The organism is Aquabacter albus (genome assembly GCF_040049275.1).
GTDB lineage: Bacteria > Pseudomonadota > Alphaproteobacteria > Rhizobiales > Xanthobacteraceae > Aquabacter.
The window spans coordinates 465,365-489,949 of record NZ_JBDZDT010000001.1 but is presented as its reverse complement, the minus strand read 5'-3'; the positions used below and the strand labels follow the sequence as shown (position 1 = coordinate 489,949).

Genomic DNA, 24,585 nt, shown 5'->3' with positions numbered 1-24,585 from the left:
GATCATGTATGCAAGAATTTCGCACATGCATTTTCGTGCATGCTAATCTGCGCGAGCTAAGGAGACGGAGCATGCGTGGAGAGGCGACGCCGCGCCTGAGGGAAGCGCTGGAGGACGACATCGTCTCGGGCCGGCTGCGGCCCGGCCAGCGCCTCGACGAAGTGGGGCTCGCCGAGCGTTTCGAGGTCTCCCGCACGCCGATCCGCGAGGCGCTGATCCAGCTGGCCTCGTCCGGGCTCGTGGAAATCCGGCCGCGCCGCGGGGCGTTCGTGGTGCTGCTCGGCCCGCGGGCGCTCATCGAATCCTTCGAGCTGATGGCCGAGATCGAGGCCGCCTGCGGGCGCCTTGCCGCCCGGCGCATGACGCCGGAGGACAAGGCCGCGCTCCAGGCCGCGCACGCCGCCTGCGCCGAGGCCGTCCAGGCCGGCGACATGGCCGCTTACTATCCGGCCAATGCGGTGTTTCATCAGGCCATCTATGCGGCCACCGCCAACCGGGTGCTCGCCGAAGAAGCCCGGCGCTTCCAGTTGCGCCTCCAGCCCTATCGCCGGCTTCAGCTCCGCGTTCCGCGCCGCATGGATGCCTCCTTCCTGGAGCATGAGGCAATCCTTGCCGCCTTGGTGGCAGGGGACGGGGAAGAGGCGGCCACGCATCTGCGGGCTCATGTGCTGGTGCAGGGGGAGCGCTTCATGTCGCTGCTCACCGCGCTCCAGGATGAGACGGAGGATGCGGCAAAGGCAGGGTAAGGGTTGCGGTGCTGGCTTACAGCTAACGCAGCACTTGCAGTTGCCGGACTATGCCGCCAAATTCCGCCCCGATAAAAATCGGAGGTAACGCCATGGCGTCGGCCGGGGGAGATGACGTCTACGACTATGTGGTCGTCGGCGCAGGCTCGGCGGGGTGCGTGCTCGCCAACCGCCTCTCGGCGGACCCCAATGTGCGGGTCGCCGTGGTGGAAGCGGGCGGCAACGACAATTGGATCTGGTTTCACATCCCGGTCGGCTATCTCTTCGCCATCGGCAGCCCCCGTGCCGACTGGTGCTTCAAGACCGAGCCCGAGCCCGGCCTCAACGGGCGGGCGCTGTCCTATCCGCGCGGCAAGACGGTGGGCGGCTCCTCCGCCATCAACGCCATGATCTATATGCGCGGGCAGGCGGCGGACTACGACCATTGGCGCCAGCTCGGCCTGGAGGGCTGGGGATGGGACGATGTCCTGCCGCTGTTCAAGAAGCATGAGGACCATTTCCTGGGGCCGAACGCGCACCACGGCGCGGGCGGGGAATGGCATGTGGAGTTTCCCCGCATCACCTGGCCCCTGCTGGACGCCGTGCGGCGCGCGGCGGCGGAGGACGGCATCCGCCCCATCGACGACTTCAACACCGGCGACAATGAAGGCAGCTGCTATTTCCACGTGAACCAGAAGCGCGGTTTGCGCTGGAGCGCGGCGCGCGGCTTCCTGAAACCCGTGCTCCACCGGCGCAACCTCAGCCTCATCACCTCGGGCCATGTGGAGAAGGTGGTGCTGGAAGGCCGGCGCGCCACCGGTGTGCGCCTGCGCACAGCGGCTGGGACGCGCACGCTCACCGCCCGGCGCGAAGTGGTGCTGGCGGCGGGTGCCCTCGGCTCGCCGCAGCTCCTGATGCTTTCGGGCATTGGCCCCGGAGAGCACCTGAAGGCGCAGGGCATCGACGTGGTGCTCGACGCCCCCGGCGTCGGCGCGAACCTCCAGGACCATCTGCAATTGCGCCTCATCTACAAGGTGCAGGGCATCGGCACGCTGAACGAGCGTTACCATTCCCTGCTGGGACGGGCCGGCATGGGGCTCGAGTACGCGCTGTTCCGGAAGGGGCCACTCACCATGGCGCCCTCGCAGCTCGGCATCTTCACGCGGTCCGGCCCCGACAAGGAGCGCGCCGACCTCGAATTCCACGTCCAGCCCCTTTCGCTCGACAAGTTCGGCGATCCGCTGCATCGCTTCCCGGCCTTCACCATGAGCGTGTGCAATCTGCGCCCGACTTCGCGCGGCACCATCCGCCTGAAGACTGCCGATCCGGCCTCCGCGCCGGAGATCCGCCCCAATTATCTCGCCACCGAGGAGGACCGGCTGGTGGCGGCCTCGTCCATCCGGGTCGCCCGCCGCATCGTCTCGCAGCCGGCGCTCGCCGCCTATGCCCCCGATGAGATGCTGCCCGGCCCCTCCGTCCCCAATGATGACGACGCGGCGCTCGCTCTGGCGGCCGGGCAGTTGGGCACCACCATCTTCCATCCTGTGGGCACCGCGAAGATGGGCCTTAAATCCGACCCGCTTGCAGTGGTGGATACAAGACTGAGGGTGATGGGTATCGAGGGGCTTCGGGTGGCCGATGCCTCGATCATGCCCAGCATCACATCGGGAAACACCAATTCGCCCACCATCATGATCGCTGAAAAGGCTGCCGGAATGATCCTTGTGGATGAGCGCGCTTGACCGGCCTCGCACGGCCTGCGCCGACCCGCATACCTCTTGTGGTGGACTTGAACTTGGATACGATCCGTGCAGCCTTCCGCTACGGATGGAGCCGCGTGACGGACCCGCTAGCTTGAAGAAGACGCCTCGATCCCGAAAGAGCAAAGGCGTTCGAGACAAAAACGCGCGGTAGTGTCCGCGCTCCCCGCCCAGTCGGAGCACAAGGTGGCGACGATCCTCATCGTGGATGACCACGCGGCAAACCGCGAATTTCTGGTCACCCTTCTGAAGCACGGGGGGCACCGCCTGGCCGAGGCGTCGGACGGGTCGTCCGCGCTTGAGATGGCGCGGGACGAGCGCCCGGATCTCATCATTTCCGACATCCTGATGCCCTCGGGCGACGGGTATGAACTGGTGCGGAGCCTGCGCCGCGAGCCCTTGCTGGCCGAAGTGCCGGTGGTCTTCTACACGGCCCATTTCAACGAGCGGGAAGCGCTGAATCTCGCCCGCGCCTGCGGGGTCAAATATGTCCTGACCAAGCCGGCGGAGCCTGGGGACGTGCTGCGGGTGGTCGAGGACGCGCTGGCAGGTTCGGACGGCGCGTCATTGGAGGGGGGCGAGGCCGCCCAGTCTGTGGACCAGACTTATCTCCGCCTCGTCTCCAGCAAGCTCGTGCAGACCACCCAGGAGCTGGAATGGACCACCAGCCGCCTGATGGCGCTGATCGAAATGTGCATCCAGATCGCGGCGGAGCGCGAGCCGGAGCAGATGGTCAAGACGTTCTGCCGCTGGACCCGCGATCTCGTGGCGGCCCGCCACGCCGTCGTCGGCCTGTGGGAGGCCGGCACGCCCCCCACGGGGCATATCGCCGTGAGCGGCTTGTCGGACGAGGCGGCTGAGGCGGTGGAGGCGGGGCTCACGAGCGTCACGCCGCATCCCGTGCCCCTGTCGGCCACCGGCCCCGTGCGGCGCGCTGGCCCCGTCAGCGATGCCGATGATGTGGGCCTGCCCTGGGCCTATCCGCCGGTGGGGGCCATGCTGGTGGTGCCCGTCAAGTCGCCGACGCGCCAGTATGGGTGGGTGTGCGCCACCAGCAAGATCAGCGGCCAGGCCTTCAGCGCGGACGATGAGCGCCTCCTCACCATCTTCGCCTCCTATCTCGGGCGGATCTTCGAGAACCATTGCCTGTTGAGCGAACTGTCCCAGCGCTCGCGCCAGCTCGAAATGGAAGTGGCGCAGCGCGCCATGAGCCAATGGCGCGCGGAGATGCAATGCGAGGTGGCGCGCGTGCTGGCGCAGACCTCCACCATCGAGGAAGCCGCGCCCGAGGTGCTGAAAGCGATCTGCACCAAGGCGGACTTCGCCATCGGCGAATTGTGGGAGATCAACCGGGACGAGGACCGCCTCTGCCACGTGGCCACATGGCATGCCGGGGTCGAGGGGATCGACGCCTTCATGGCCGAGACGCAGGCCTCCACCTTCTCTCGCGGAGAGGGAATGCCGGGGCAGGTCTGGCGGGACGAGGCGCCGGTCTGGGTCGCGGATGTGGAGAAGGAGGCAGGCTTCCTGCGCTCCGCCAGTGCCAGTGCGGCCGGCGTCAAGTCAGCTCTGTTCTTTCCGGTGGTGGCACGGGGGCGCATCGCCGGCGTGCTCGGCTTCTTCGGCGAGAATGTGCGCCCGCCCGATCCGGACCTCGTCCTGCTGTTCAGGGCCATCGGCGGACAGGTGGGCCAGTTCATCGACCGCCGCGCACAGGAAGAGCGCCTCGTGCGGCTTTCGCGCATGCACACCATGCTCGCAAGCGCCGGCGAGCTCAGCGCCTATGCCGAGAACAAGGCCGCCCTGTTCGAAGGTGCCTGCCGGATCGCCATTGAGGACGGGAAGTTCGCGTATGCGCAGGTCCGCGTCCGGGATGAGGATCGGGGCCTGCGCACTGTCGCATCGGCGCGGCTTATGGGCGCCACGCCCAAGCCCGATCTGGGAGGCGTCGATCGACTGACCGCCGACGTGTTCGCCGGCAGGGGGCCCGTGATCGACAATGAGCGTGGCTTCTCCCGCGCTGGCGATGGCTCTTGCGCGGCCTTGCCCCTGGATCATGGCGGCAAGGTCAGGGCGGTGCTGGTGCTGCACGCTGCGACGCCCGGTTTCTTCACGCCGAGCGAACTTGTCATCGTGAAGCAGGTGGCCGTCGACATCTCTATGGCGCTTGATTCCCTGCAGAGCCGGAGCCTGCATGCCGCCCCCGGCGAACCGGCGCTCTGACGAAGCTGCGGCCCGGCCGGTCTTCGCCTGAGTCCCGCGCTCGCTCTAGGCCATCGCCTCCATGGCCCGCATCTTCGGCACGTAGAAGCCGGGCTGCGGGCCGGACACGAAGGCGTCGGAGATCCCCATCACCGTTTCCGCGCCGCCCAGGAGGAGATAGCCGTCGCTCGCCGTGCTCTTGGCGATGCGCGCGAGCACGTTCTCCTTGGTGGGCACATCGAAATAGATGAGCACGTTGCGGCAGAACACGATGTCGAACATGCCGAGCATGGAGAACGGCTCCAGCAGGTTCAGGCGGCGGAACTTCACCATGGCGCGCAGCTCGGGCGCGATCTGCCACTGGTCTCCGGACTTGGTGAAGTATTTCAGGAGGAGCTGGATCGGCAGCCCGCGCTGGACTTCGAACTGGTTGTAGAGCCCGGCCGTGGCCCGGTCGAGAACATCGCTGGAGAGGTCCGTGCCGATGATCTCCACGGTCCGCCCCCCGAGGAGATGGGCGTTCTCGCGCAGGGTCATGGCGATGGAATAGGGTTCCTGCCCGGTGGAGGCCGCGGCGCACCAGATGCGCAGCGGCAGTCCGGGCCGGCGGTTGCGCGCCAGGGTCGGCAGCATCACCGAGGTGAGGATGTCGAACGGCTTGCGGTCGCGGAAGAACAGGGATTCATTGGTGGTCATGGCCTCGACCACCGCGTCCGCAAGGCCCGGCTTGCTGGTGTCGCGCAGCGCCCGCGCCAGCCGGGCCATGTCCGGGAGATCGAAGCGCCGCATCACGGGCTCGAGCCGGCTTTCCAGCAGATAGTGCTTGTCGTCGGTGAGGACGAGGCCGGAGCGCGCCTTGAGATAGTTGCGCAGGAAATCGTAGTCGCTCGCCGAGATCACGCCCGCCCCCCCGTCAAGATCCGCGACACTTTCCGTCCCATGTCGCCGATTGGCAGGATGTCCGCGCACGCGCCGGCGGCCACCACGGCTCCGGGCATGCCCCACACCACGCTCGTTTCCTCGTCCTGGGCGATGACGCTGCCACCGACGGCGCTGATGGCGCGCGCGCCGTTCGCCCCGTCGGAACCCATTCCGGTGAGGACCATGGCGAGGGTGCCGCTGCCATAGATGTCCGCCACGGAGCGGAAGAGCGGGTCGACGGCCGGCTTGCAGAAATTGACGGGCGGGCTGTCATCGATGCGGATGACCACGTCCTTGCCGCTCTTCTCGAGCACCATGTGGAAGCCGCCGGGCGCCACATAGATGTGCCCTGCCTTGAGCGCTTCCCCATCCGTGCCTTCACGGGCCGGGCGGCCGGCGGCGCGGGCGATGTGCTCCGAAAGGATGGCGGTGAAGGTCGCCGGCATGTGCTGGACGATGACGACGGGGACATTCCCCAATACCGGCCCGATGTCCGTGAAGAGCTGCGTCAGGGCCTGCGGCCCGCCCGTGGAGGAGCCTATCGCGACAATGCCGGGGGAGGTCGAGGAATAGGAGCGGAGTTTCTCCGCCGCCTTCGCCCGCGCCAGTGCCGGCGTGGCTGGGGCGCTCGGTGCGGGCGCGGCCTTGCCGGCCGCGGGCTGCGGCGCAGGCTGGCCCACGGGAGGGCGGGGCAGGGCGCGATTGCGCTGGCGCTGGCCAAGGCTGCGCACTTTGAGGGTGAGCTCGCGGCGGAACTCCTCGGCGGCGCCGATGCCCTTGCCGGCATCGGGCTTCGGCAGATAGTCGGCGGCGCCCAGCGTGAGCGCCTTCAGGCTCACTTCGGCGCCGCGCCGCGTCAGCGCGGACGCTACGAGCACCGCGATGTCGGGCTTGCGCTCAAGGATCAGGGGGAGGGCGGTGAGGCCGTCCATGCCCGGCATTTCGAGGTCGAGGATGACCACGTCGGGCTGGGTCTTCTGAATGTCGTCCGCCGCCAGACGCCCGTTGGAATGGGTGGCGACGACGCTGATGCCCTTCTCTTCGGAGAGCCATTTCACGACGATGCCGCGCACCATCACGGAATCGTCCACCACCATCACCTTGATGGCGTGCGTCGCCTCCGGCGCTTCCTGGGCGAGAGCGGCGGGAGTGGTCATGCGGAATACTCTTCAAGCAGGCCGACGGCTTCCAGCTTTTCCTTCAGGATATCCGCATCGAAAGGTTTCATGATGTATTCGTCCGCCCCGAGCGACAGCGCCTCGGTGATGTGGTCGAGATCATTCATCGTCGTGCAGAAGATCACCTTCGGCGCCGCGCCGCCGGGGCTGGCCCTCAGCCCCTTCAGGAAATCGACGCCATTCGCCACCGGCATGTTCCAGTCGAGCAGGATCACGTCGGGCATCGCCTCGGTGCAGCGCTCAAGCGCCTCCGCACCGTTCTGCGCCTCCGTCACCGTAAATGACCACCCTTCCAGGAGGCGCCGCGCGACCGTGCGCACCACGCGGGAATCGTCCACCACCAGCCCCGTCTTCATTACCGTCTCCTGTGTTCGCGTTCGGCCGTCACGCGGCCGTCCGGCGCGCGCCGAGCCGCGCAAGGGCGCGCTCCACGTCGAGCACCAGCATAAGTTCGCCCGTGAGGCGGTGGACGCCGGTCACCAGCTCCGCCCAGCGCGGATCGAGATTGGCCGGGTTCGACTCCCGCTTGGCGGCCTCCAGCACCAGCACCTCACCGACCGCGTCGATGATGAGGCCGAACGCCTCGCCGAACCGCTCGATGCCCACGGCGGTGGTCGCCGTTCCGCTCGACGGGACGCCGAGGAGCCGGCGCATGTTCACCATGGTCACGATGCGCCCGCGCAGGTTCAGCACGCCCTCGATTTCGGGCGGGGAGAGCGGCACGTGGGTGATGCGGTCTGGCGTGAAGACCTCGTGGACGATCTCGATCGGCACGCCGAACAACTGCCCGGCAATGCGCACCGTGACGAACTGCGTGGTGCCGGTGGTCTTCTCGGCCTCACTGATAGACTTGGTCATGCCGCTTCTCCTTCAGCGGAGCCGGTGAACTCCTGACCGGTGAACTCCTGCAGGGCCGAGATCAGGCCCGGACGGTCGAATTTCGAGACGCATTCGGTGAAGCCCGCCGCCCGGCCGCGCTGGATCGCGATCGCGGGATTGGAGCCCGCCATGGCGATGATGGGCACATGCGTCAGGCCGAGGTCGCCGCGCACCATCTCTGCGAAGCGGAAGCCGTCCATGCCGGGCATCTCCACATCGCTGATGATGGCATCGTAGGGGCTGTCGGAGGTGAGACGCTCCAGCGCCTCCTGCGCCGAGGCGCAGGCCGTGACCGAATAACCCCGGCCCCGCAGCACGGGCTGGATCAGGTTGCGGTAGAACGGGCTGTCGTCCACCAGCAGCAGGCGCGGTTGGGCGCCGGCTTCCTGCTCCTGCTCGTTCTCCTCGCCGAGGGCCATGGAGAGGAAGTAGCCGACGTCGAGGATCTCGGTCGCCCGCCCGTCGATGATCGCGCCGCCCAGAACGTGAGGCGAGGACGAGGAGAGCTGGAGGTCGAGGCTGCTCTCCACGATGTCGACGATCTTGTCCACCGCAAGCCCCATGACGCGGGCGTCGTGGGAGAAGATCAGCATGGGCTGCGTCCCCGTCCCGCGCTCGGCGAGCTCACCATCGGCCCGAATGACGGGGATCAGCTTGCCGCGATACTGGATGACCGCGCGGCCATCCACCTTCTCGATGGTGTCGCGCTCGAGCTCCTCGAGGCGCGTGACCAGCGAGAGCGGGACCGCCTTGATGTCGTCCGAGCCGGCGCTGAACAGCAGCAGGGACATGAAGGCGTCCGAGGTGTCCTGCTGGACCGCATCGGCCATGGTGCTCGTCATCGAGGCCTCGGAGCCGGCCGCGACCGCCTGGGCGAGCCCGTTAGGATCGACGATCATGATCACATGGCCGTCGCCGAGGATGGTGCTCCCCGACACCAGGGAGACCTGGCGCAGCACCGAGGACATGGGCTTCACCACGATTTCCTCGGTGTGGGAGACGCTGTCCAGCACGATGCCGAAGCGCTCGTTGCCCACATCCATCACGGCGATCAGCCGGTTCTCGAAATCCTCGTCCACATAGCCTTCGGGCTTGCCGGCATCGAGACCCAGCAGGCGGCCGAGATGGAGCATGGGCAGAAGCTGGTTCCGCAGGCACAGGACCGGCGCGTCGTTGAGGCGCCGCACCGCGTGCTCGGAATCCGCCTGGATCCGCACCAGCTCGAGCACCGTGTTCTGCGGGATCGCGAAGCGCTCGCCCGACACCTCGACGATGAGCGCCGGCATGATGGCGAGGGTGAGCGGGATCTTGATGATGAAGGTGGAGCCGACCCCCGCCTTCGACTGGACGTCCACCGTGCCGCCGATGGACTCGATGTTGGCGCGGACCACGTCCATGCCGACGCCGCGGCCCGAGACGCTGGTCACCTTCGCCGCGGTGGAGAAGCCGGCGGCGAAGATGAAGCGGAAGATCTGGCCTTCCGACATCTTGGCCAGCTCGGCCTCGTCGGCGAGGCCGTTCTCCAGCGCCTTCGCCTTGATGCGGGCGAGGTCGAGGCCCTTGCCGTCGTCGGAGATCTTGACGATGACGAAGCCGCCCTCGTGATAGGCGGACAGGCGGATCACGCCCTTTTCCGGCTTGCCGGCGCGGCGGCGGTCGTCGGGGAATTCCAGGCCATGGTCCGCCGAATTGCGCACCATGTGGGTGAGCGGGTCCTTGATCTGGTCCAGCACTTGGCGGTCGAGCTCGGTCTCGCTGCCGGTCATCTGCAGATCGACCTGCTTGCCCAGCTCCTGGGCGAGGTCGCGGACGATGCGCGGCAGCTTCTGCCAGGCATTGCCGATGGGCTGCATGCGGGTGCGCATGATCGCATCCTGCAATTCGCCGGTGACGTTGGACAGGCGCTGGAGGGAGACCTTGTAGTCGTGGTCCTCGTTGCGCCGGGCGATCTCCAGGAGTTGGTTGCGGGTAAGCACCAGCTCGGAGACCATGGTCATCAGGTGTTCGAGCATGCCCACGCTGACGCGGATCGACTGCGCGGCGATGGGCGTGCCCGGGGCGTTCTCGTCATCTCCGCGCTTGGCGGCCGTCGCGGGCTCGTTCTCGGCCACCGTCTTCACGACGGCGATGGGCTTGTCTTTCGCCGCAGCCTTTTCCTTGGCGGGGGCCTTCTCCTTTGCGGCGGGCTTCTCCTTCGCCGCAGCCTTGGGCGGGGGGGACTTTGCCGATGCCTTCGCCTTGGGGGGCACGACCTCCACCTCGGTCTGGCGGAAGAGGCGTTCCAGCTCGTCGAGCGACACCTCGCCGGGCAGCAGCTCGCGCTCCAGGGTCTGGTGGACGATGGTGCCCATCTGCACCACCGATGCCGAAGGAAGCTCTTCTTCCACCTCCGCCGCGGCGGGCGGGTCGGTGGCCATGGCGAGCAGCTCGTCGATGAGGTCGGCGTCGGATCCTTCCGGCTCGATCCCTTCGCTGATCTCCAGCTCGGTGAGGATGAGCTTCACCCGGTCGATGGTGACAAGCACCAGGCTGACCGCGTCCGGCGTCACCGGGATGCCCTCGCGGAACTTGTCCATGAGGGTCTCGGCGGCATGGGCGAGCGCCGCGAGGCGCGACAGGCCGATGAAGCCGCAAGTGCCCTTGATGGTGTGAACCAGGCGGAAAATGTTGTTGAGGATCTCCCGGTTGTTGGGGTCCCGCTCGAACTTCACGAGCTCAACGTCGGCCACGTCGAGGCTCTCGCTGGTCTCCGTCAGAAATTCACGCAACAGATCATCCATGGCTCTTCTCCAACGGTGCGACCCACGTTCAGTCCCCGCGCCGCCTTCCTGTCCTTCACCCCGGTGCGAACGACGCGGGCCAGGTCAGGCGGTGCAGGAACCAAAGGGCATTCAAGACGGGATGGCGTCCTGCTCACGACACCCCGCGACGCAAACAAACTCTTCAGCCCGCCGCCGTGGCGGGCGTTCCCCCATCAGGCGGCGCGTACCCGCTCGATGAAGGCATCCACCTGGGTCCGCAGGCTGCCCGCCTGCGAGGCGAGATCGGACGCGGAGCGCACGATCTCGATCGAAACCCGGCCTGTGTTGGCGGCCGCGGCGGTCACCGTCGAGATGGAGGACGACACCTCCTGCGTGCCCTGGGCGGCCTGGAGGACGCTCTGGGCGATCTCGCCGGTGGCAGCGCCCTGCTGCTCGATGGCGGCGGCGATGGAGGTGGAGATTTCATCCACCTGCCGAATGGTGCCGGAAATGCCCTCGATGGCTCTCACCACGTCGCCCGTGGCGCTCTGCACCGCCGAAATCTGCGAGGAGATCTCATCGGTGGCCTTGGAGGTCTGCTCGGCCAGCGTCTTCACCTCCATGGCGACCACGGCGAAGCCGCGTCCCGCATCGCCCGCCCGGGCCGCCTCGATGGTGGCGTTGAGGGCGAGGAGGTTGGTCTGGGAAGCGATGTCGGTGATCAGGTTCACCACCTGGCCGATGCGCTGCGCGCTGGTGGCGAGGCCCCGCACCACTTCGGCGGTACTGGTTGCCTGGTCGGTGGCGTCGCCCGCGATCCGGGCGGCGGTGGAGACCTGCTGGCCGATCTCACGGACGGAGGCGGCAAGCTGTTCGGTGGCGGTGGCCGCGACCTGCACGTTGCTGGTCGCCTGCTCGGCCGCGGCGGCAACCGCGGTCGACTGGCGGCTGGTCTCGTCGGCGGACGAGTTCATGGACGCGGCGCTGGCTTCCAGCTGGCTCACGGCGGCGGCAACCGTGCGCACGACGCCCGAAACCTCGCTGTCGAACCGCTCGGCGAGCGCATTCATCATGGTGCGCTTTTCCACTTCCATGCGCCCGGTGGAGGCGGCCTGCTCCTCGCGCATGCGCTCGGCTTCGTTCAGCCCCGTCAGAAGGCGCCCGGTGCTGCGCCACAGGTCCCCGACTTCGTCGCGGGATCCTTTCTCGACCTTCACATCGAGCTCGCCGGCAGCCATCTCCTTGAGAACGGCGGAGACGCGGACAATGGGGCGGCTGAGCGTCACGACGCCGATGAACAAGGCGATGGCAATGCCGCACACGAGGCCGACGATGCTGGTCGCGATGATCATCATCCGGGTCCAGGCTTCCATCGCGTCGGCTTCGGCGGAGAGCGGCTCGGCAGCGGCCCGCAGCGCCTCGACATAGCTCGCGAGCGACGCCTGAAGCGCCTTGCGGTTCGCGCGGTTGGCGTCGTTGTTACCCTGAGTGGAGGCGGCCTGAGGCCCGACCTCGGTGCCGAGACGTGCCGTCTCCAGGCGGAATTCTTTGAACTTGGCGAGATCCTGGGCGAGAACTTCCATCGTCGCCTTCTGGCTGGCGGTCGTCAGCTTCCGGGCGTCGGCGAGGGTGGTGTCGATCTCGCCGAGGTTGCGCAGGATGCCGGCGGCGAACGGCTTTGCCACGGCAATGCTCTCGGCCATATAGACGCCGCGCGATTCCATCACGACGGCCGTCACGAGGCCGTTGATGCGCTCCGAGAGGAACGCGCGCTGCGAAGCTTCCTTCAGCCGTTCGGCGGTGAGGGCCTGAAGGTGAACAGAGTAGATGCCGATCCCGGCGACGGCGACTGTCGATAAGCCTAGAACTGCGACGATTGAGTAGATTTTATTGATGATTTTCATTTCCCCTCCTCCGGTCTCAGTTGGCGGGCTTGGCGGCTTTATCCGCTTCTCCTCGCCCCTGTGACCCAGCAGCCTCAGCCATTTTCCTCATATCGTTTTTATCTATGTAGTTGATGCTGTCGACGAGGACGTCCTGGATAACGTCTCCGTTTAACTTTTTATTGGTGGTTGCTTTGATGTTGTCGAGCATCTCCTTCAAGTTGTACTTGGCTAATTTGCCGGTATCGATGCGGCCGTTGGTGTAGACCTCTTCGAACGCGGCGCTGGTCACGAATGCCTGGGGGTCGATGCCGAGCTGGCGCAGCTTGCTGTTCTCGGCGGTGTAGACGAGCTTGGCGATCACATAGCCGCGGACCGAACCATCGATGATCATCGGGATGTTGATGGACGGCATGCGGCGATATTCGATGCCGGACACATGCGCATCTTCCCCATCGACCCGGGCCGCGCCGGCCGCCCAATAGGCAGCGCCATAGCTGGAGATCAGCGTGACGATGCACACCCAGAGGCCGATGAAGAGGACGCGGATCACGTCGCCGATCCCCCATACGTGATGGTGGTGGAATAGGTGCCGTCGGATTCCGCATCCCGGAGCGCGCCGTGGAGGATGGTCCCCACCTCCTGGGCCGCAGCCAGGTGGACGCCGAGAAGCTCGAAATTCTGCTGCAGTTCCTCGCGCAGGGCACGAACCCGCTCAGCGGTGCCGGCATCGAGGCGCGGCGGCACGGCACGGGCCACGCGGCTCAGCTCCAGGAGGCTGCGGCTCTTGCGCCGGCTGATCTCGGCAAAGTCGATGGGCGTGCGCATGCGCAGCGCGTGGCTTTCTTCCCGCACCAGCTCTTCCAGACGCTCCAGGGCGCTGGTCAGGGTGGAGCTCGCCGGTCCGGCAATGCGCTCCTCCATCGCGTGGTCGAAGGTGGCCGGCACCGGGGCCGGCGTGGCCTCCACCGCCAACAGCGGAAGCACCGTATCCTTGGGCGCGAGGCTCATAGTGGGCGCTCTCCTGATGTCGGGGCGGGTTTGTCGGCGCCGGTCTTTGCGGCATTGGTGGCGAGGCGGTCGGCGATGCCGATGCCGCCGGTTTTCGCGACCTCATTGGCGATGCGCTCGGCCAGCATCGAGCGCCAGACGTCGCCGGCGGTGCCGGAGCCGTACACGGTGCTCGCCTTGGTGGGCAGCATGCTTTCCACGAAGCTCGAGAGCACCATGGCCTCGAAGCGGCGATAGGCCTCGCTCGACGAGTTCGTGCCGTTCTTCTGCGAGAGAGCGGTGGCGTTGCGCAGGCTCACCGAGGAGGAGGCGCTGAGCAACGACATCTGCTCAAGCGGCAGGGCCGCTTGCTTCATCTCATCATCGAAGCCGGCGGTATATCCCAAGGGGGTGGGAGATGCCGCCGCCTGCTTCAGGCGCGTGGCCATCGCCTGCGCCTTCATGGGGTCGGCGGCGTTGATCACGTCGAGGATCAGGTCGGAAGGAGGTTGGATGCCCATTGTTCCTGCACCGAGGCTCAGGTTTTCGAGCAACCACCATGCTGTCTCAAGCTGGCGGCAGGCTTGCATCCACGGTGGGCGCCGGCTTGGCAGCGATGCCATCGAGCAAAGTGTGGAGATCCGCCTTCTCGCGGGCCTGGTCGTCCGCGCGGCGGACCGTCTCCGCCATGCGCTCGACCTGCTTCAGCCGCCTCGCCTCCTCGCGCACCTGGGCGACCTGCACGTCCTCGGCGCGGGTCAGCTGGCCATGCACCAGGGCGACGGTGCGTAGGCGCCGTGCGGTCACGTCCACCAGCAGTGGCCCGAGCACCTCGTCGGAGAGGGTGTTGATGAGGGTGTCGCGGGTGCGGTGATTCTCCGCGATCTCGGCACGGATGCCCGCAAGCTTCCATTCGCTTGCGCGGTGGAGCAGGTCCTGGAGCTCCAGGATGCGGCGGATTTTCCGCGTGCGCGTGCTCATGTCTGTCTCACATCCCCGTCACCCAGGCGCCGAAGGCGTCGAGGAAGTCGGTGAGCATCTCGGTCACCATGAAATAGAGCAGCAGCAGGCCGCCCGCCGTGACGATCGGGATGGAGATGAAATAGACCGGGATCTGCGGGACCATCTTGTTGGTGAGGCCCACTGCGAAATTCACGATGAGCGAATAGATGAAGAAGGGGCTGGTGATGCGCAGCGCCAGGATGAAGGTGGTGCCGAGCTGGTCCACCACGGCGGTGAGGAACCGCGCCGCGCCGGCGAATTGCCCCATGGGCATTTGGCTGTAGGAATCCACCAGGCCCCGCAGCAATTGCCAATGGAGGCCGGAGAGGAAGACGAGGGCGGTGGCAACGAGCGTCAGCAGCGTCGCGATCTCCGGCGCCTGCTCGCCATCGTCCACCACTGTGCCGGCGAGACCCGTGAAACCGATAATCTGCGAGGAGGCTGCCAGCAGCGCCTGAAGCGCCAGGAAGAAGATGCGCGCGAGAAAGCCGATGAACGCGCCCGTGCCCAGCTCCGTCACAATGGTCCAGAGCAGGGACGGCACGGTGGACGGGTTCCCCCCGCTTTGAATCTGCGGCTCCACGACGGGCAGCAAGGCGAGCGACAGGCCAATGGCGAAGAACAGCCGCACCTGCACCGGCAGCCGGCTTGAGGACAGGCCAGGCATCAGCATCATGCAGGCGCCGATGCGGCAGAAGATCAGAAAGGCATGGAGTATCCACGTCTGGAACTCCGCGTTCACGCGACCGTGCCCAGGGAGCGGATCTGCACCCCGCGCGCGATCTCCACATGCGAGAGGACGGGAAGCGAGGGGAACATGCGCTCGATGATCATGCGCACATAGGGCCGGCAATCCGGCGCGGTCACCAGAACGAAGCTGCCGCCCTGCTTCATGCGCTCGCGAATGGCGGCGGAGGCATCCACGCCGAACTGCTCCACCAGGCGCGGGTCGATGTCGAACTCCACCACTTCGCCCTTGCCGTCGCGCTTCAGGCTCTCATGGAAGGCGAGATCCCACTTCGCGCCGAGGCGCAGCACATTCAGCATGCCACCTTCGGAGAGGTCGCCGCAGATCTGCTGCGCCATGCGCATGCGCACATGCTCCACCACCTGCTCCGAGCGCCGGGCATGGGGCACGATTTCCGCTATGGCTTCCAGGATGAGGTGCAGGTTGCGGATGGACACCCGCTCGGCCAGCAGCAGCTTCAGCACCGCCTGAAGGCCGGAAAAGGAGATCTGCGACGGGCACATGTCGTCGATCAGGCGCTTGTATTCCGGGTCGAGCCGATCGAGCAGCGTCCGCATGTCCTTGTAGGACAGCAGCTGAGGCAGGTTGTTGCTGATGACCTCGCTCAGATGCGTGAGCATGACCGAGAGCGGATCGATGGGGTTGAAGCCTTCCCGCCGCACTTCGGAGGAATAGGCTTCCGAGATCCAAACCGCCTTCATGCCGAAGGCGGGCTCGCGGACCTCATCGCAGGGGACGTCGGGCTTCGGGCCGTCGCCGGTGACCACCAGCAGCTCGCCGAGGCGCACGTCCTGCGTCGCCACGGCGGTGCCATGCACCTTGATCTGGTAGCTTTTGCTGGCGACGCCGAGATCTTCTCCAACCTTGATCTCCGGGACCACGAAGCCGTAGCGCTGGGCGAACTTGCGCCGCATCTTGCCGAGACGGTGGGCCAGTTCCTGCGGCGCGCGCAGGGCGGTGGTGGCGAATTGCTTGCCCACCGCCAGCTCGATCTCGTGGGTGCGAAGCGATTCCTTCACGGAATCGCGCGCGTCCGCCACGGCCTGCTGCTGCTTCGCCTTCTCCAAGTCCTCCTCGGCCTGCTGCTTGCGGGCGATCTGGCGCGGGATGGTGTAGCCGACGAAGGCGAGGAAGCCGCCGAGCGAAGCGAAGGGCAGGAAGGGCAGGCCGGGCACGATGGAGAGCGCGAACATCAGGCCCGAGGCCACGAACAGAGCGCGCGGATAGGCGCCGAGCTGCCCGAGGATGGCCTTTTCCGCCGAGCCCTTCGTGCCGCCCTTCGACACGAGGAGGCCGGCGGCCAGCGAGACGATGAGGGCGGGAATCTGCGAGACCAGGCCGTCGCCCACGGACAGGCGGGTATAGATGTCCGCGGCTTCGCTGAGCGGCATCTCGTGGCGGGTCACGCCGATGATGATGCCGCCGAAGATGTTGACGGCGATGATGATGAGCGAAGCGATGGCCTCGCCGCGCACGAACTTGGACGCGCCGTCCATGGAGCCGAAGAAGGAGCTTTCCTCCTCCAGCTCGGACCGGCGTCTCTGGGCTTCCTTGTCATTGATGAGGCCGGCATTGAGGTCGGCATCGATGGCCATCTGCTTGCCGGGGATGGCGTCGAGCGTGAAGCGTGCGCCCACTTCCGCGATACGGGTCGCACCCTTGGTGATGACGAGGAAGTTCACCGTCACCAGGATCAGGAACACCACGATGCCGATGACGAAGTCGCCGCTCATGACCAGCTGCGAAAAGCCATGGATGATGTGGCCGGCGGCCGTCACGCCGTCTCCGCCATGGGCGAGGATGAGGCGGGTCGTGGCGATGCCGAGCGCGAGGCGCAGCAGCGTCGCGATCAGCAGCACGGTTGGAAACGAGGAGAATTCCAGCGGCTTGCCGATCCACAGCGCCACCATGAGGATGAGCACGGACAGTGCGATCGAGAGCGCGAGGCCGATGTCGATCAGGAATGGCGGGATCGGCAGGAACAGGACGGCGAGGATGGCGACCATGCCAATGGCGAAGCCGATGTCACGCCGGGAGGCGGGGGGGCTGGCCGCTGCCGTGCTCGCGGAGATATCGGTCATCGCTCAGCCTCGCTCCAGAGCCAGGTCCACAAAGATTGAGGGCAGGTCACGCTTTAGCCGGTCCCCTCAGAAGCCCGTCGTGATCCGTCCGTAGATCTGCTCAGTGAAGGCGAGGATCTGACCGCCCATGAACGAGCCTGTGAGCGCGGTGACGGCAAGCACCGCGATGATCTTGGGGATGAAGGTGAGCGTCATCTCCTGGACCTGGGTGAGGGCCTGCAGCAGGGCGATGATGATGCCCACCAGCATGGCGGCGGCCACCGCCGGCCCCGCGGCCACCAGGATGGTCCAGATGGCCGATTGTACCAGGTCGAGTGCGTCCGCTTCGGTCATGGCTCAGGAGATCGTGACGCCGGGGCCGAGGAGAACCTGCTGCCCGTCCTTGAGGGTGGCGATGGCACCGTCGCTGTAGATCTTCACCGAGGCCACTTCCCCAGTGACCGTGCCGTCCGCGCTGGTGATGTTGTGACCGATGGCGGCGTCCGCATTCTGCAGGGCCGAGGCGGTCAGAAGCGAGTCCAGCTTGGAGTTGGTGGAGACGCTCTGCTCCACCTGTGAGAAGGACGCCAACTGCGCCATGTACTGCGTGGAGTCCATCGGCGCCGTGGGGTCCTGGTTCTTCATCTGGGCGATCAGAAGCTGCAGGAACGCGTTGTAGTCCACGGTTTTGGACGAGTTGTTCGAGGCGGCGTTGGACTGCTGGTTCGTCCCGATGGGGCTGACGCTCATAACGTGATCTCCATAAGAGGGGGGGCGGCGTCGATCCGCGGCACCGGATTCAGCGAAGCGGCGCTGTCGCTGTTGATGATCTGATCTTCGACCGGGAACAGGGAGCGTATGATGCGCAGGGCCTCGAACAGCCGGTTCTGGTCCACCAGCGTGCCCACCTGCAGCAGCGAGGTGAGCATGGCCTTGTTCTCGAACACGCCGATGAGCGAGGAGAGCTGCTGGCCGAACAGCACATAGGCGGCCTCCGCGTCGCGGGGGGCCATGAGCATGGTCTGCACGGCGAAATAGAGCTGGCGGAGCGGGGTGGTGGTGTCCTCCATCTGGAGCACATGGCTCTCCAGCAGAAAGGCCACGTCGTTCATCAACTCAAGTGTCACTTTGCGGTCGACCCGGACCACCGCGCCATTGAGGAAGATGCGTTCGCCCGGCTTGAGGCTGATCTGCATTCGCTTTGTCATGCCAGTCCGTCCCGGATGCTACGCGTCACATCGATGAGGCCGGAGAAGCTTTTGGACTTCTGCTGCATGATCTGATCGGCCTCCTTGATTACCCAGAGGCCGATGGAGATGAGATTGCCCCTGAGGGCTTCGGCCAGCTCGTTGCCGGGATCGGAGAGATCCTTGATCAGGAAGCCCCAGAGCTTCTGGAGATAGAGGACGGCCTGCACCGCCTCGTCCGAATTCGGGCCCTGCTCCTCGGCTCGGGTGAGGAGCTCGATGGCGTGGTCAAGCGCGAGGCGTTCCTGTTCGCGCATCTCGGTGCTGGAGTCGTTGATGATCTCCGCATAAGAAATTCTGTACATGGCGTCGATGCCCCTCAACTAGACGTAGTTGATGATCGAAAGCTTCATTATTTGTTGCGTCAGCGAGTAGGACATCTCGATCTGGGTGGTGATCATATCGAGCCGTGACTTGGCCTCCGCGGGGTCGACCGCTTCCAGCGCGGACATTCTATCGTCGAGGGTCGAGGACGCGCGCTTCATAACCTCGTTCGCCGTCACGATCCGCTGCTGCGAGGTTCCGATCTTGCCGCCGATGGTGGTGAGATCGGTGACGGCCGGTCCCAGAAGATTTCGGGCCTTCTCGATGACGACCTGGCGCGCTGCCTCGGAGAGATTGACGGTGCCGAGCTCCCCGACCATGGTGAATACCATGGCGAGCTTGCGTATGGCTGTGTCGTTGGCGCTCGCGGAGACGGCGACCTTCTCGGTGGGCGAGATCTGGGCGGTGCGGGAGGCATCGGTCGCGGTCGACCAGTTGGCCTTCCAGCTGGCATCGTCGAACTCGGCCGCGAACTGATTGTCGATGAAGGCCGCCATGTCCGCCGCTGAGATGTCGCTGATGGTCGGATCGTCCGGGGTGCGTCCCCCGAAGGCCGCCGCGAAGGCCGCGTCGATGGCGGCCTTCGGCGCGCCGGCATAGTCGTTCAGCGGCTGCTCGCCGGTATTCGTCCCGCCGAAGACATAGCGCCGGCCGTCGGTGGCGTTGGCGGTGGCGATGAAGGCATTCAGGCTGCTGCGCGCCTGGTTGCGGATGACCTCGGCGCTGCTCGAGCCCGGCGCCGCGATCAAGGTCTTCATCATGTCGTTGGCGCTGGCGGTCATGTCGTCGACCGCCGCCTCGGCGATCTCGAGTTGGCCGGTGGCCAAAGCGTTGCTGTCGATCAGCGACTGCAGGCTCGCTTTTTCCTGCCTCAGGGAGACGCTTTGCCCGACGCGGACGCCGAGATCGAGCCCCAGATCCGCGCGGCTGCCGGTGGTGAGCTCGGTATTGGCTTTCAGCGCCTCAGCCTGAAGCCGCGGCAGCGCGTTGCGGGGGCCGTTATTGATGGTGAGCGTGGAAAGGAAGCTGGTTCTCACGGCATCACCTGATGTTGAGGAGGGTGTCGTAAAGCTCGTTGATCACACCGATCAGCTTGGAGGACGCTTGGTAGCTGTGCTCCAGGTCGAGCTGGTGAATATATTCCTCGTCCATGTTCACGCCGGTCGCATTGGAGAGCGCGGTCGAGGCATGGGACAGAAGGGCGGCCTCGGTATCGGCCGAGGTGGATGCCGCCTGCCGTTGGGCGGCGAGCCAGGCGACGGAGGCCGAGCCGTAATCCGCCAGATTGGTTTGGGTCACGATCTGTCCGGTGGGGCTGAATGTGCGCTGCGCCGAGAGGTCGTCCACGAGCTGCTGGAGGTGGTCCGGGAAGCTCGTCGCGTCATCGGCATTGTAGTCGTAGGTGATGCCGTCGCGGATCCTGTCGGCCGAGCCGCCCTGCGCGGGATCGACAAGCGGATTGACCGTAATGCTCCTGGCCGACCCCGGTGAGCCGCCCGCCTGGAAGAGGCCCGCAGCGGAGGGAGGGGCGGGGGGAGGAGCGAGCGTGGTGTGCTCCGAGAAGCTGGCGACGAGCGCGTTCGCCATCTCGTCGAGCTGCGTCTGGAAGGTGACGGCAACGTCATCCCTCAATTGGGTAAGCCCGGTGATGCGGCCGGATGTGAGCGGCATGGGCGCTGACGGGCCGGTGACGGCCACGCCGTCGACGAAGACCGAGCCCCCGGTGGTACCCGGGCCGTAAACCGCGGTCGGCTGGAAAGTCACCGCGCGAGGGGTCTTCTCGAACAGGGTCGCGCCGCCGGCGGCATAGATCACGATGTCATTGCCAGGGCGGGTGACCGTGGAGATTCCCATCTCCTCGGAGAGCTGCGAGAGGATGCTGTCGCGGCGGTCGAGGGCATCGGTGACGTCGGCGCCGCTCAGAGTGCCACCGACCACGGCGCTGTTCTCGACGGCGAATTGCTGGAGCAGGTCGTTCACCCGGGAGACCGAATCGGCGATGGCCGCGTCTGCATCGCTGCGGACGTCGAGCACGCCCGCCGCGGCGCTGTTGAGCGAAGCGGCAAGATCGCGGGCCGCCAGGACTGCATTCGTGCCCATGCCCGGTTCATCCGGAGCATTCCGAAACTGGGCCAGAGCATCGGCGAGAGCGCTGATGCGGGCGGCAGGCGAGTTGGCGCTGTCGGGGGTGCCTACCGCCGATTGCAGCTGATTGAGCCCGGACAGCAGAGCCTGCTGTCCGGCGGTGCGCGATGTGGCGGAGATCATGCGGTTGTAAAGCGCCTGATCGCTTGCCCGCGATACCTGCACCACATAGGCCGATCCGAGAGCGGAGGTGGTGGTATTCGCGATCTTGCGGGAATAGCCCGGCATGTCCGCCCCGCCGGTGTTGCGGGACGAAACCTCGATCTGGGACGAGGTCGCCATCAGCGACGAACGCGCCGAGTTGAAAGCAAGCGAAAGGCTCATGGCGATCTCTCAGGTCACACGCGTTGGAACGCGATCAGCGCTTCAGGTTCATCAGCACGTCCAGGAGCTCGGAGCCGGTCTGGACGACCTTGGAATTGGCTGTGTAGTCGCGCTGTGCGACGATCATGTCGGTGAGCTCCGTCGCCATGTCCACGTTGGACTGCTCGGTGGCACTGGAAACGATGTAGCCGGTACCACCCTGGTTCGGGATGCCGATCTGAATGTTGCCGGAGGCAGCAGTCACCTGAAACACGTTGCCGGCGCCCGGCTCGAGCATGTCGGCGCTCGGCACGGTGGCGAGGGGGATTTGGAAGAGCGGGCGCTTCTGGCCGCTCGGATCAAGGGCCGAGACCACACCGTCATCGTCGATGGTCACGTTATCGATCAGGCTCGCCGCGTTGCCGTTCGCCTTCGGGTCGGTCGGCGTGTAGGCGGCATTGAGGTTGGTCATGTTGGAGATATCGAAGCTGAACGGCTGGCCCCCGGGGATGGTGAACGGAGCCATGGGGGATCGTGTCTGACCAGCGCCGGTGCCGATGTTCAGGTTGCCGTTCGCATTGAAGTTGAGGGTCGTGGTCGTCAACGGTCCGCCTGCATAGGGAAAACCACCGCCGGCAGCTGCATTCGCCCGATTGTAGACCGCCATTTCCCAGGCCGCAGGCGTACCACCCGTATTGCTCAGGTAGATGTCGAGAACCACCGCATTGCCGAGGTTGTCATAGGTGGTGATCGACGATTTTGCGGAATAGGTGGAGGTGGCAAGGTTTGCCGAGGGCAGCTGGGCTGCGGGCACGACGGCCGCGGATGTGGGGAGGTTCGCCGAGAAGGAGCCCGCGGTGGAGGGAACCGCGTCGAACTTCGCCGCTGAAAGATTGATGGGCACCATGCCGGCCGTGCTGTTCAGATTGATCTGAGCCGGGCCATTGGTGATGTCGTAGCCCTGGAGGACATAGCCGGCCGCATTCACCAGGTTTCCGGTGGAGCCATCGACCGTGAAATTGCCGGCGCGGGTGAGGAAGGGCTGACCCGAGGCGTCCTCCACCATGAAGAAGCCGTTGCCCTGGATCATCATATCCGTGCGCGAGGTGGTGTAGTTCGGCGCGCCCTGTTGGCTGATGGCATATCGGACCGAGGTGTTCACGGCGCCCGAATTGTACTGGCCGCCAGTGGTTCCCAGCAGCAGGGAGGAGAATTCCGTGGAGGCCCGCTTGTAGCCGGCGGTGCCGGAATTGCCGATATTGTCGGCAATCGTGCCGAGTTTGTTGGATTGCGCGTTCATCCCGGAGACACCGGTACGCAGCATGCCGTAAAGGCTCATCTTGGAAGCTCCACGAACTCAGCCGCTCCATTGATGAAGCGCAGCTGCATTTAAGGCCATTTAGCTTGTGCGAAACTGGCGAGCTCAGCCCTGTATGGCCTGAGCAAGCTCCGCGAACGCATCGCGGCTCGGCGGGGCGTCGGCGAGTTGGCGCAGCGCTTCATAAATGCGCGGCGTGAGGGTGACGGCCCGGTCGAGATCCGGGTCGCTGCCAGGGTGGTAGCCGCCCATGAGGCGCAGGTCGCGCGTGTCCTCGAAGCGCGCGATAAGGGTGCGCAGCTTGCGCACCAGCTCCCGCTCGTCGGGCGTCCAGGCCAGCTCCGCAAGGCGGGAGATGGAGGTGAGCACGTTCACGGCGGGAAAGCGCCCTTCATTGGCAATGGCGCGGTCGAGCACGATGTGGCCGTCAAGGGTGCCGCGTATGGCGTCGGCCACGGGATCGTTATGGTCGTCGCCGTCCACCAGCACCGAGAAGACGGCGGAGATGGAGCCGGTGCCCTCGAGGCCGGGTCCGGCGCGTTCCAGGAGCTTCGGCAGGGTGCTGAAGACGCTGGGTGTGTAGCCGCGCGCCACAGCCGGTTCCCCGGCCGCCAGTGCCACGTCGCGCGCGGCGTGGGCATACCGGGTCACGCTGTCGACGATGAGCAGGACGCTCTCGCCGCGGTCGCGGAAATATTCGGCCACGCAAAGGGCCGCCTGGGGCGCGAGGCGCCGCATCATGGGGCTCTCGTCGCTGGTGGCGAGCACCACCACCGAGCGGTGCCGGTTGGGCGCGAGGGGGCCTTCCAGGAATTCACGGACCTCGCGGCCGCGCTCGCCCACCAGGGCCACCACCACCGTGTCGAAGCCCTCGCAGCCGGCCAGCATGGCGAGCAGGGTCGACTTTCCGACGCCTGAGCCGGCGAAGATGCCGATGCGCTGGCCCTTGCAGATGGGCGTGAAAAGATCCAGCACCCGCACGCCCGTTTTCAAGGGCGCCTCCACGCGGCTGCGCTGCATGGCGGACGGCGGCTCGACGTCGTACGGCATGGACCGTTCGCCGCGCACGAGTGGCCCGAGATTATCCAGCGGCGCGCCGATCGCGTTCACGACGCGCCCCTTCCATGAGGGGGACGGACTGAGCGCAAGCGCTCCCGTGCGGTAGGCTAAGGCGCCGATGCCTACCGGCGCACGCTCGTCGAACAGCTTTACGGTCGCGGCCGCGCTGTCGATGCGCACCACCTCGCCGATGGTGGCGCGGCCGGCCTCCTCGATGCTGACGCGGTCGCCGAGGCGGATATGGGACGAGAGACCGGCCACCCGAACATGGGTCGGCGCGACCTCGCGCACATGGCCCGCGACGCGCGTCATGGGCAGCTCGTTGATGCAGCCGTCCACCGCGGTACCGAGGCGCGCCAGGGCGTTCATGGCGCGCGTCAGGCCGGGCCGAGTGACGTGATCGCCTGCTGCGTCAGGTCTTCGCCCGCCTGCACCGCCATGGCCGCGCTTTCAAAGGCGCGCTGGACCATGATGAGCTTGGTCATTTCCATGATGGGATCGACGTTGGAACCCTCGATATATCCTTGCCGCACGCCCTGATTGGTGAAGTCGATCACCGGGTTGGGGGGCAGATCGGGGATGACGCCGGAATTGCTGTAGCGGACGAGCTTGGCATTGGGCGACATCTCGAAGACGCCAATGCTGCCCACGGGCTGGCCGGCCTGGGTGATGGCGCCGTCCATGCCGATGCTCACCGTGCCGCCGTTCGGATCGAGCAGGATCGGACGGCCGCCGGGATCGACCACCGCGAAGCCGTCCAGCGTCTTCAGCTCGCCGTTTTCATTGATCTGGAGGCGCCCGTCCCGGGTCAGCACGCGCCCCGCCGGGGTGTCGAGGCCGAGCCATGCGGCGCCCCGCACCGCCACGTCCAGGGTGTTGCCGGTGTACGTGACCGGGCCGGACTTGAGGGAGGTGAAGACCTCGCCATCGTTGGCGAAGGCGACGCTGTTCCGACCCATCTTCGAAAGCAGGGTCTCGAACTTCACCTCCTCGGCGCGGAAGCCGGGGGTGCTCATGTTGGAAAGGTTTGTGGCGATGGTGGCGAGGCGCCGCTCCATCGTGCTCTGCGCCGAGAGGGCGACGTAAATGCTGGAGGCCAT

General features: G+C 66.2%; 24 protein-coding genes. 3 read left to right on the top strand and 21 right to left on the bottom strand.

The genetic code is table 11. From position 1 onward, the window contains the following. Window positions 1–71 precede the first annotated feature (71 nt). From ABLE91_RS02000 to ABLE91_RS01990, 3 genes are all read left to right on the top strand, one after another. Window positions 72–746, top strand: coding sequence for a GntR family transcriptional regulator (locus ABLE91_RS02000; protein WP_348927928.1), 675 nt, complete (start codon window positions 72–74; stop codon window positions 744–746). 92 nt (window positions 747–838) lie between these two features. Then, window positions 839–2,467: a GMC family oxidoreductase gene (locus ABLE91_RS01995; RefSeq protein ID WP_348927926.1), complete on the top strand. Its 1,629-nt coding sequence runs from the start codon at window positions 839–841 to the stop codon at window positions 2,465–2,467. 171 nt (window positions 2,468–2,638) lie between these two features. Further along, window positions 2,639–4,708 (top strand): GAF domain-containing protein, encoded by a 2,070-nt coding sequence (locus ABLE91_RS01990; RefSeq protein WP_348927924.1) that lies wholly within the window; start codon window positions 2,639–2,641, stop codon window positions 4,706–4,708. 45 nt (window positions 4,709–4,753) lie between these two features. Here the strand turns inward: ABLE91_RS01990 and ABLE91_RS01985 are convergent, their stop codons facing one another. The 21 genes from ABLE91_RS01985 to flgF form a co-directional block, all read right to left on the bottom strand. After that, window positions 4,754–5,587 (bottom strand): CheR family methyltransferase, encoded by an 834-nt coding sequence (locus ABLE91_RS01985; protein ID WP_348927922.1) that lies wholly within the window; start codon window positions 5,585–5,587, stop codon window positions 4,754–4,756. Next, a complete protein-coding gene (locus ABLE91_RS01980) occupies window positions 5,584–6,765 on the bottom strand; it encodes a protein-glutamate methylesterase/protein-glutamine glutaminase (protein WP_348927920.1) in 1,182 nt (393 codons plus the stop codon). The genes ABLE91_RS01985 and ABLE91_RS01980 overlap by 4 nt, the downstream gene beginning before the upstream one ends. After that, entirely contained in the window at window positions 6,762–7,142 is a 381-nt protein-coding gene (locus ABLE91_RS01975; protein ID WP_348927918.1) for a response regulator, read from the bottom strand. The genes ABLE91_RS01980 and ABLE91_RS01975 overlap by 4 nt, the downstream gene beginning before the upstream one ends. A 28-nt stretch (window positions 7,143–7,170) precedes the next feature. Further along, a complete protein-coding gene (locus ABLE91_RS01970) occupies window positions 7,171–7,644 on the bottom strand; it encodes a chemotaxis protein CheW (protein WP_348927916.1) in 474 nt (157 codons plus the stop codon). Further along, the gene (locus ABLE91_RS01965) at window positions 7,641–10,445 is read right to left on the bottom strand and encodes a hybrid sensor histidine kinase/response regulator (RefSeq protein ID WP_348927914.1); all 2,805 of its coding nucleotides are present in this window, start codon (window positions 10,443–10,445) and stop codon (window positions 7,641–7,643) included. Before ABLE91_RS01965 ends, ABLE91_RS01970 begins: the two co-directional genes overlap by 4 nt. Before the next feature lie 194 nt (window positions 10,446–10,639). After that, on the bottom strand, window positions 10,640–12,310 hold the full coding sequence (locus ABLE91_RS01960; protein ID WP_348927913.1) for a methyl-accepting chemotaxis protein: 1,671 nt from the start codon (window positions 12,308–12,310) through the stop codon (window positions 10,640–10,642). 16 nt (window positions 12,311–12,326) lie between these two features. Next, window positions 12,327–12,842 carry a hypothetical protein gene (locus tag ABLE91_RS01955; RefSeq protein ID WP_348927911.1) on the bottom strand — a complete coding sequence of 172 codons (516 nt, stop codon included), beginning with the start codon at window positions 12,840–12,842 and terminating at the stop codon, window positions 12,327–12,329. Continuing rightward, entirely contained in the window at window positions 12,839–13,300 is a 462-nt protein-coding gene (locus tag ABLE91_RS01950; RefSeq protein WP_348927909.1) for a hypothetical protein, read from the bottom strand. The genes ABLE91_RS01955 and ABLE91_RS01950 overlap by 4 nt, the downstream gene beginning before the upstream one ends. After that, window positions 13,297–13,800, bottom strand: coding sequence for a rod-binding protein (locus ABLE91_RS01945; protein ID WP_348927907.1), 504 nt, complete (start codon window positions 13,798–13,800; stop codon window positions 13,297–13,299). Before ABLE91_RS01945 ends, ABLE91_RS01950 begins: the two co-directional genes overlap by 4 nt. A gap of 46 nt (window positions 13,801–13,846) precedes the next feature. Further along, window positions 13,847–14,260, bottom strand: a complete 414-nt coding sequence (locus ABLE91_RS01940) for a hypothetical protein (RefSeq protein WP_348927906.1) — start codon at window positions 14,258–14,260, stop codon at window positions 13,847–13,849. A gap of 7 nt (window positions 14,261–14,267) precedes the next feature. Further along, the gene (locus ABLE91_RS01935) at window positions 14,268–15,023 is read right to left on the bottom strand and encodes a flagellar biosynthetic protein FliR (RefSeq protein WP_348927904.1); all 756 of its coding nucleotides are present in this window, start codon (window positions 15,021–15,023) and stop codon (window positions 14,268–14,270) included. After that, the gene (gene flhA, locus ABLE91_RS01930; protein ID WP_348927902.1) at window positions 15,020–17,110 is read right to left on the bottom strand and encodes a flagellar biosynthesis protein FlhA; all 2,091 of its coding nucleotides are present in this window, start codon (window positions 17,108–17,110) and stop codon (window positions 15,020–15,022) included. Before flhA ends, ABLE91_RS01935 begins: the two co-directional genes overlap by 4 nt. 66 nt (window positions 17,111–17,176) lie before the next feature. Beyond that, a complete protein-coding gene (gene fliQ, locus ABLE91_RS01925; protein ID WP_348927901.1) occupies window positions 17,177–17,443 on the bottom strand; it encodes a flagellar biosynthesis protein FliQ in 267 nt (88 codons plus the stop codon). A gap of 3 nt (window positions 17,444–17,446) precedes the next feature. After that, window positions 17,447–17,839, bottom strand: a complete 393-nt coding sequence (gene flgD / locus ABLE91_RS01920; RefSeq protein ID WP_348927899.1) for a flagellar hook assembly protein FlgD — start codon at window positions 17,837–17,839, stop codon at window positions 17,447–17,449. Beyond that, window positions 17,836–18,297: a flagellar biosynthesis repressor FlbT gene (gene flbT, locus ABLE91_RS01915; protein WP_348927897.1), complete on the bottom strand. Its 462-nt coding sequence runs from the start codon at window positions 18,295–18,297 to the stop codon at window positions 17,836–17,838. Before flbT ends, flgD begins: the two co-directional genes overlap by 4 nt. After that, a complete protein-coding gene (gene flaF, locus ABLE91_RS01910) occupies window positions 18,294–18,641 on the bottom strand; it encodes a flagellar biosynthesis regulator FlaF (RefSeq protein WP_348927895.1) in 348 nt (115 codons plus the stop codon). The genes flbT and flaF overlap by 4 nt, the downstream gene beginning before the upstream one ends. 18 nt (window positions 18,642–18,659) lie before the next feature. Continuing rightward, on the bottom strand, window positions 18,660–19,697 hold the full coding sequence (locus tag ABLE91_RS01905) for a flagellar hook-associated family protein (protein ID WP_348927894.1): 1,038 nt from the start codon (window positions 19,695–19,697) through the stop codon (window positions 18,660–18,662). 4 nt (window positions 19,698–19,701) lie between these two features. Next, entirely contained in the window at window positions 19,702–21,129 is a 1,428-nt protein-coding gene (flgK, locus tag ABLE91_RS01900) for a flagellar hook-associated protein FlgK (protein ID WP_348927892.1), read from the bottom strand. 34 nt (window positions 21,130–21,163) lie between these two features. After that, window positions 21,164–22,447 (bottom strand): flagellar hook protein FlgE, encoded by a 1,284-nt coding sequence (locus ABLE91_RS01895; protein WP_348927890.1) that lies wholly within the window; start codon window positions 22,445–22,447, stop codon window positions 21,164–21,166. A gap of 84 nt (window positions 22,448–22,531) precedes the next feature. Next, the gene (gene fliI, locus ABLE91_RS01890; RefSeq protein ID WP_348927888.1) at window positions 22,532–23,854 is read right to left on the bottom strand and encodes a flagellar protein export ATPase FliI; all 1,323 of its coding nucleotides are present in this window, start codon (window positions 23,852–23,854) and stop codon (window positions 22,532–22,534) included. An 8-nt stretch (window positions 23,855–23,862) separates the two neighbouring features. Continuing rightward, window positions 23,863–24,585, bottom strand: a complete 723-nt coding sequence (flgF, locus tag ABLE91_RS01885) for a flagellar basal-body rod protein FlgF (RefSeq protein ID WP_348927886.1) — start codon at window positions 24,583–24,585, stop codon at window positions 23,863–23,865.

Bases quoted from the DNA above. Each gene is read 5' to 3' on its own strand.
- ABLE91_RS01945 (WP_348927907.1), bottom strand. From the start codon at position 13,800: ATGGGCATCCAACCTCCTTCCGACCTGATCCTCGACGTGATCAACGCC.
- flhA (WP_348927902.1), bottom strand. From the start codon at position 17,110: ATGACCGATATCTCCGCGAGCACGGCAGCGGCCAGCCCCCCCGCCTCC.
- fliQ (WP_348927901.1), bottom strand. From the start codon at position 17,443: ATGACCGAAGCGGACGCACTCGACCTGGTACAATCGGCCATCTGGACC.
- ABLE91_RS01965 (WP_348927914.1), bottom strand. From the start codon at position 10,445: ATGGATGATCTGTTGCGTGAATTTCTGACGGAGACCAGCGAGAGCCTC.
- ABLE91_RS02000 (WP_348927928.1), top strand. From the start codon at position 72: ATGCGTGGAGAGGCGACGCCGCGCCTGAGGGAAGCGCTGGAGGACGAC.
- flgK (WP_348927892.1), bottom strand. From the start codon at position 21,129: ATGAGCCTTTCGCTTGCTTTCAACTCGGCGCGTTCGTCGCTGATGGCG.
- fliI (WP_348927888.1), bottom strand. From the start codon at position 23,854: ATGAACGCCCTGGCGCGCCTCGGTACCGCGGTGGACGGCTGCATCAAC.
- ABLE91_RS01950 (WP_348927909.1), bottom strand. From the start codon at position 13,300: ATGAGCCTCGCGCCCAAGGATACGGTGCTTCCGCTGTTGGCGGTGGAG.
- ABLE91_RS01895 (WP_348927890.1), bottom strand. From the start codon at position 22,447: ATGAGCCTTTACGGCATGCTGCGTACCGGTGTCTCCGGGATGAACGCG.
- ABLE91_RS01960 (WP_348927913.1), bottom strand. From the start codon at position 12,310: ATGAAAATCATCAATAAAATCTACTCAATCGTCGCAGTTCTAGGCTTA.
- ABLE91_RS01970 (WP_348927916.1), bottom strand. From the start codon at position 7,644: ATGACCAAGTCTATCAGTGAGGCCGAGAAGACCACCGGCACCACGCAG.
- flgD (WP_348927899.1), bottom strand. From the start codon at position 17,839: ATGAGCGTCAGCCCCATCGGGACGAACCAGCAGTCCAACGCCGCCTCG.
- ABLE91_RS01975 (WP_348927918.1), bottom strand. From the start codon at position 7,142: ATGAAGACGGGGCTGGTGGTGGACGATTCCCGCGTGGTGCGCACGGTC.
- flbT (WP_348927897.1), bottom strand. From the start codon at position 18,297: ATGACAAAGCGAATGCAGATCAGCCTCAAGCCGGGCGAACGCATCTTC.
- flaF (WP_348927895.1), bottom strand. From the start codon at position 18,641: ATGTACAGAATTTCTTATGCGGAGATCATCAACGACTCCAGCACCGAG.
- ABLE91_RS01995 (WP_348927926.1), top strand. From the start codon at position 839: ATGGCGTCGGCCGGGGGAGATGACGTCTACGACTATGTGGTCGTCGGC.
- ABLE91_RS01980 (WP_348927920.1), bottom strand. From the start codon at position 6,765: ATGACCACTCCCGCCGCTCTCGCCCAGGAAGCGCCGGAGGCGACGCAC.
- ABLE91_RS01940 (WP_348927906.1), bottom strand. From the start codon at position 14,260: ATGAGCACGCGCACGCGGAAAATCCGCCGCATCCTGGAGCTCCAGGAC.
- flgF (WP_348927886.1), bottom strand. From the start codon at position 24,585: ATGGCCTCCAGCATTTACGTCGCCCTCTCGGCGCAGAGCACGATGGAG.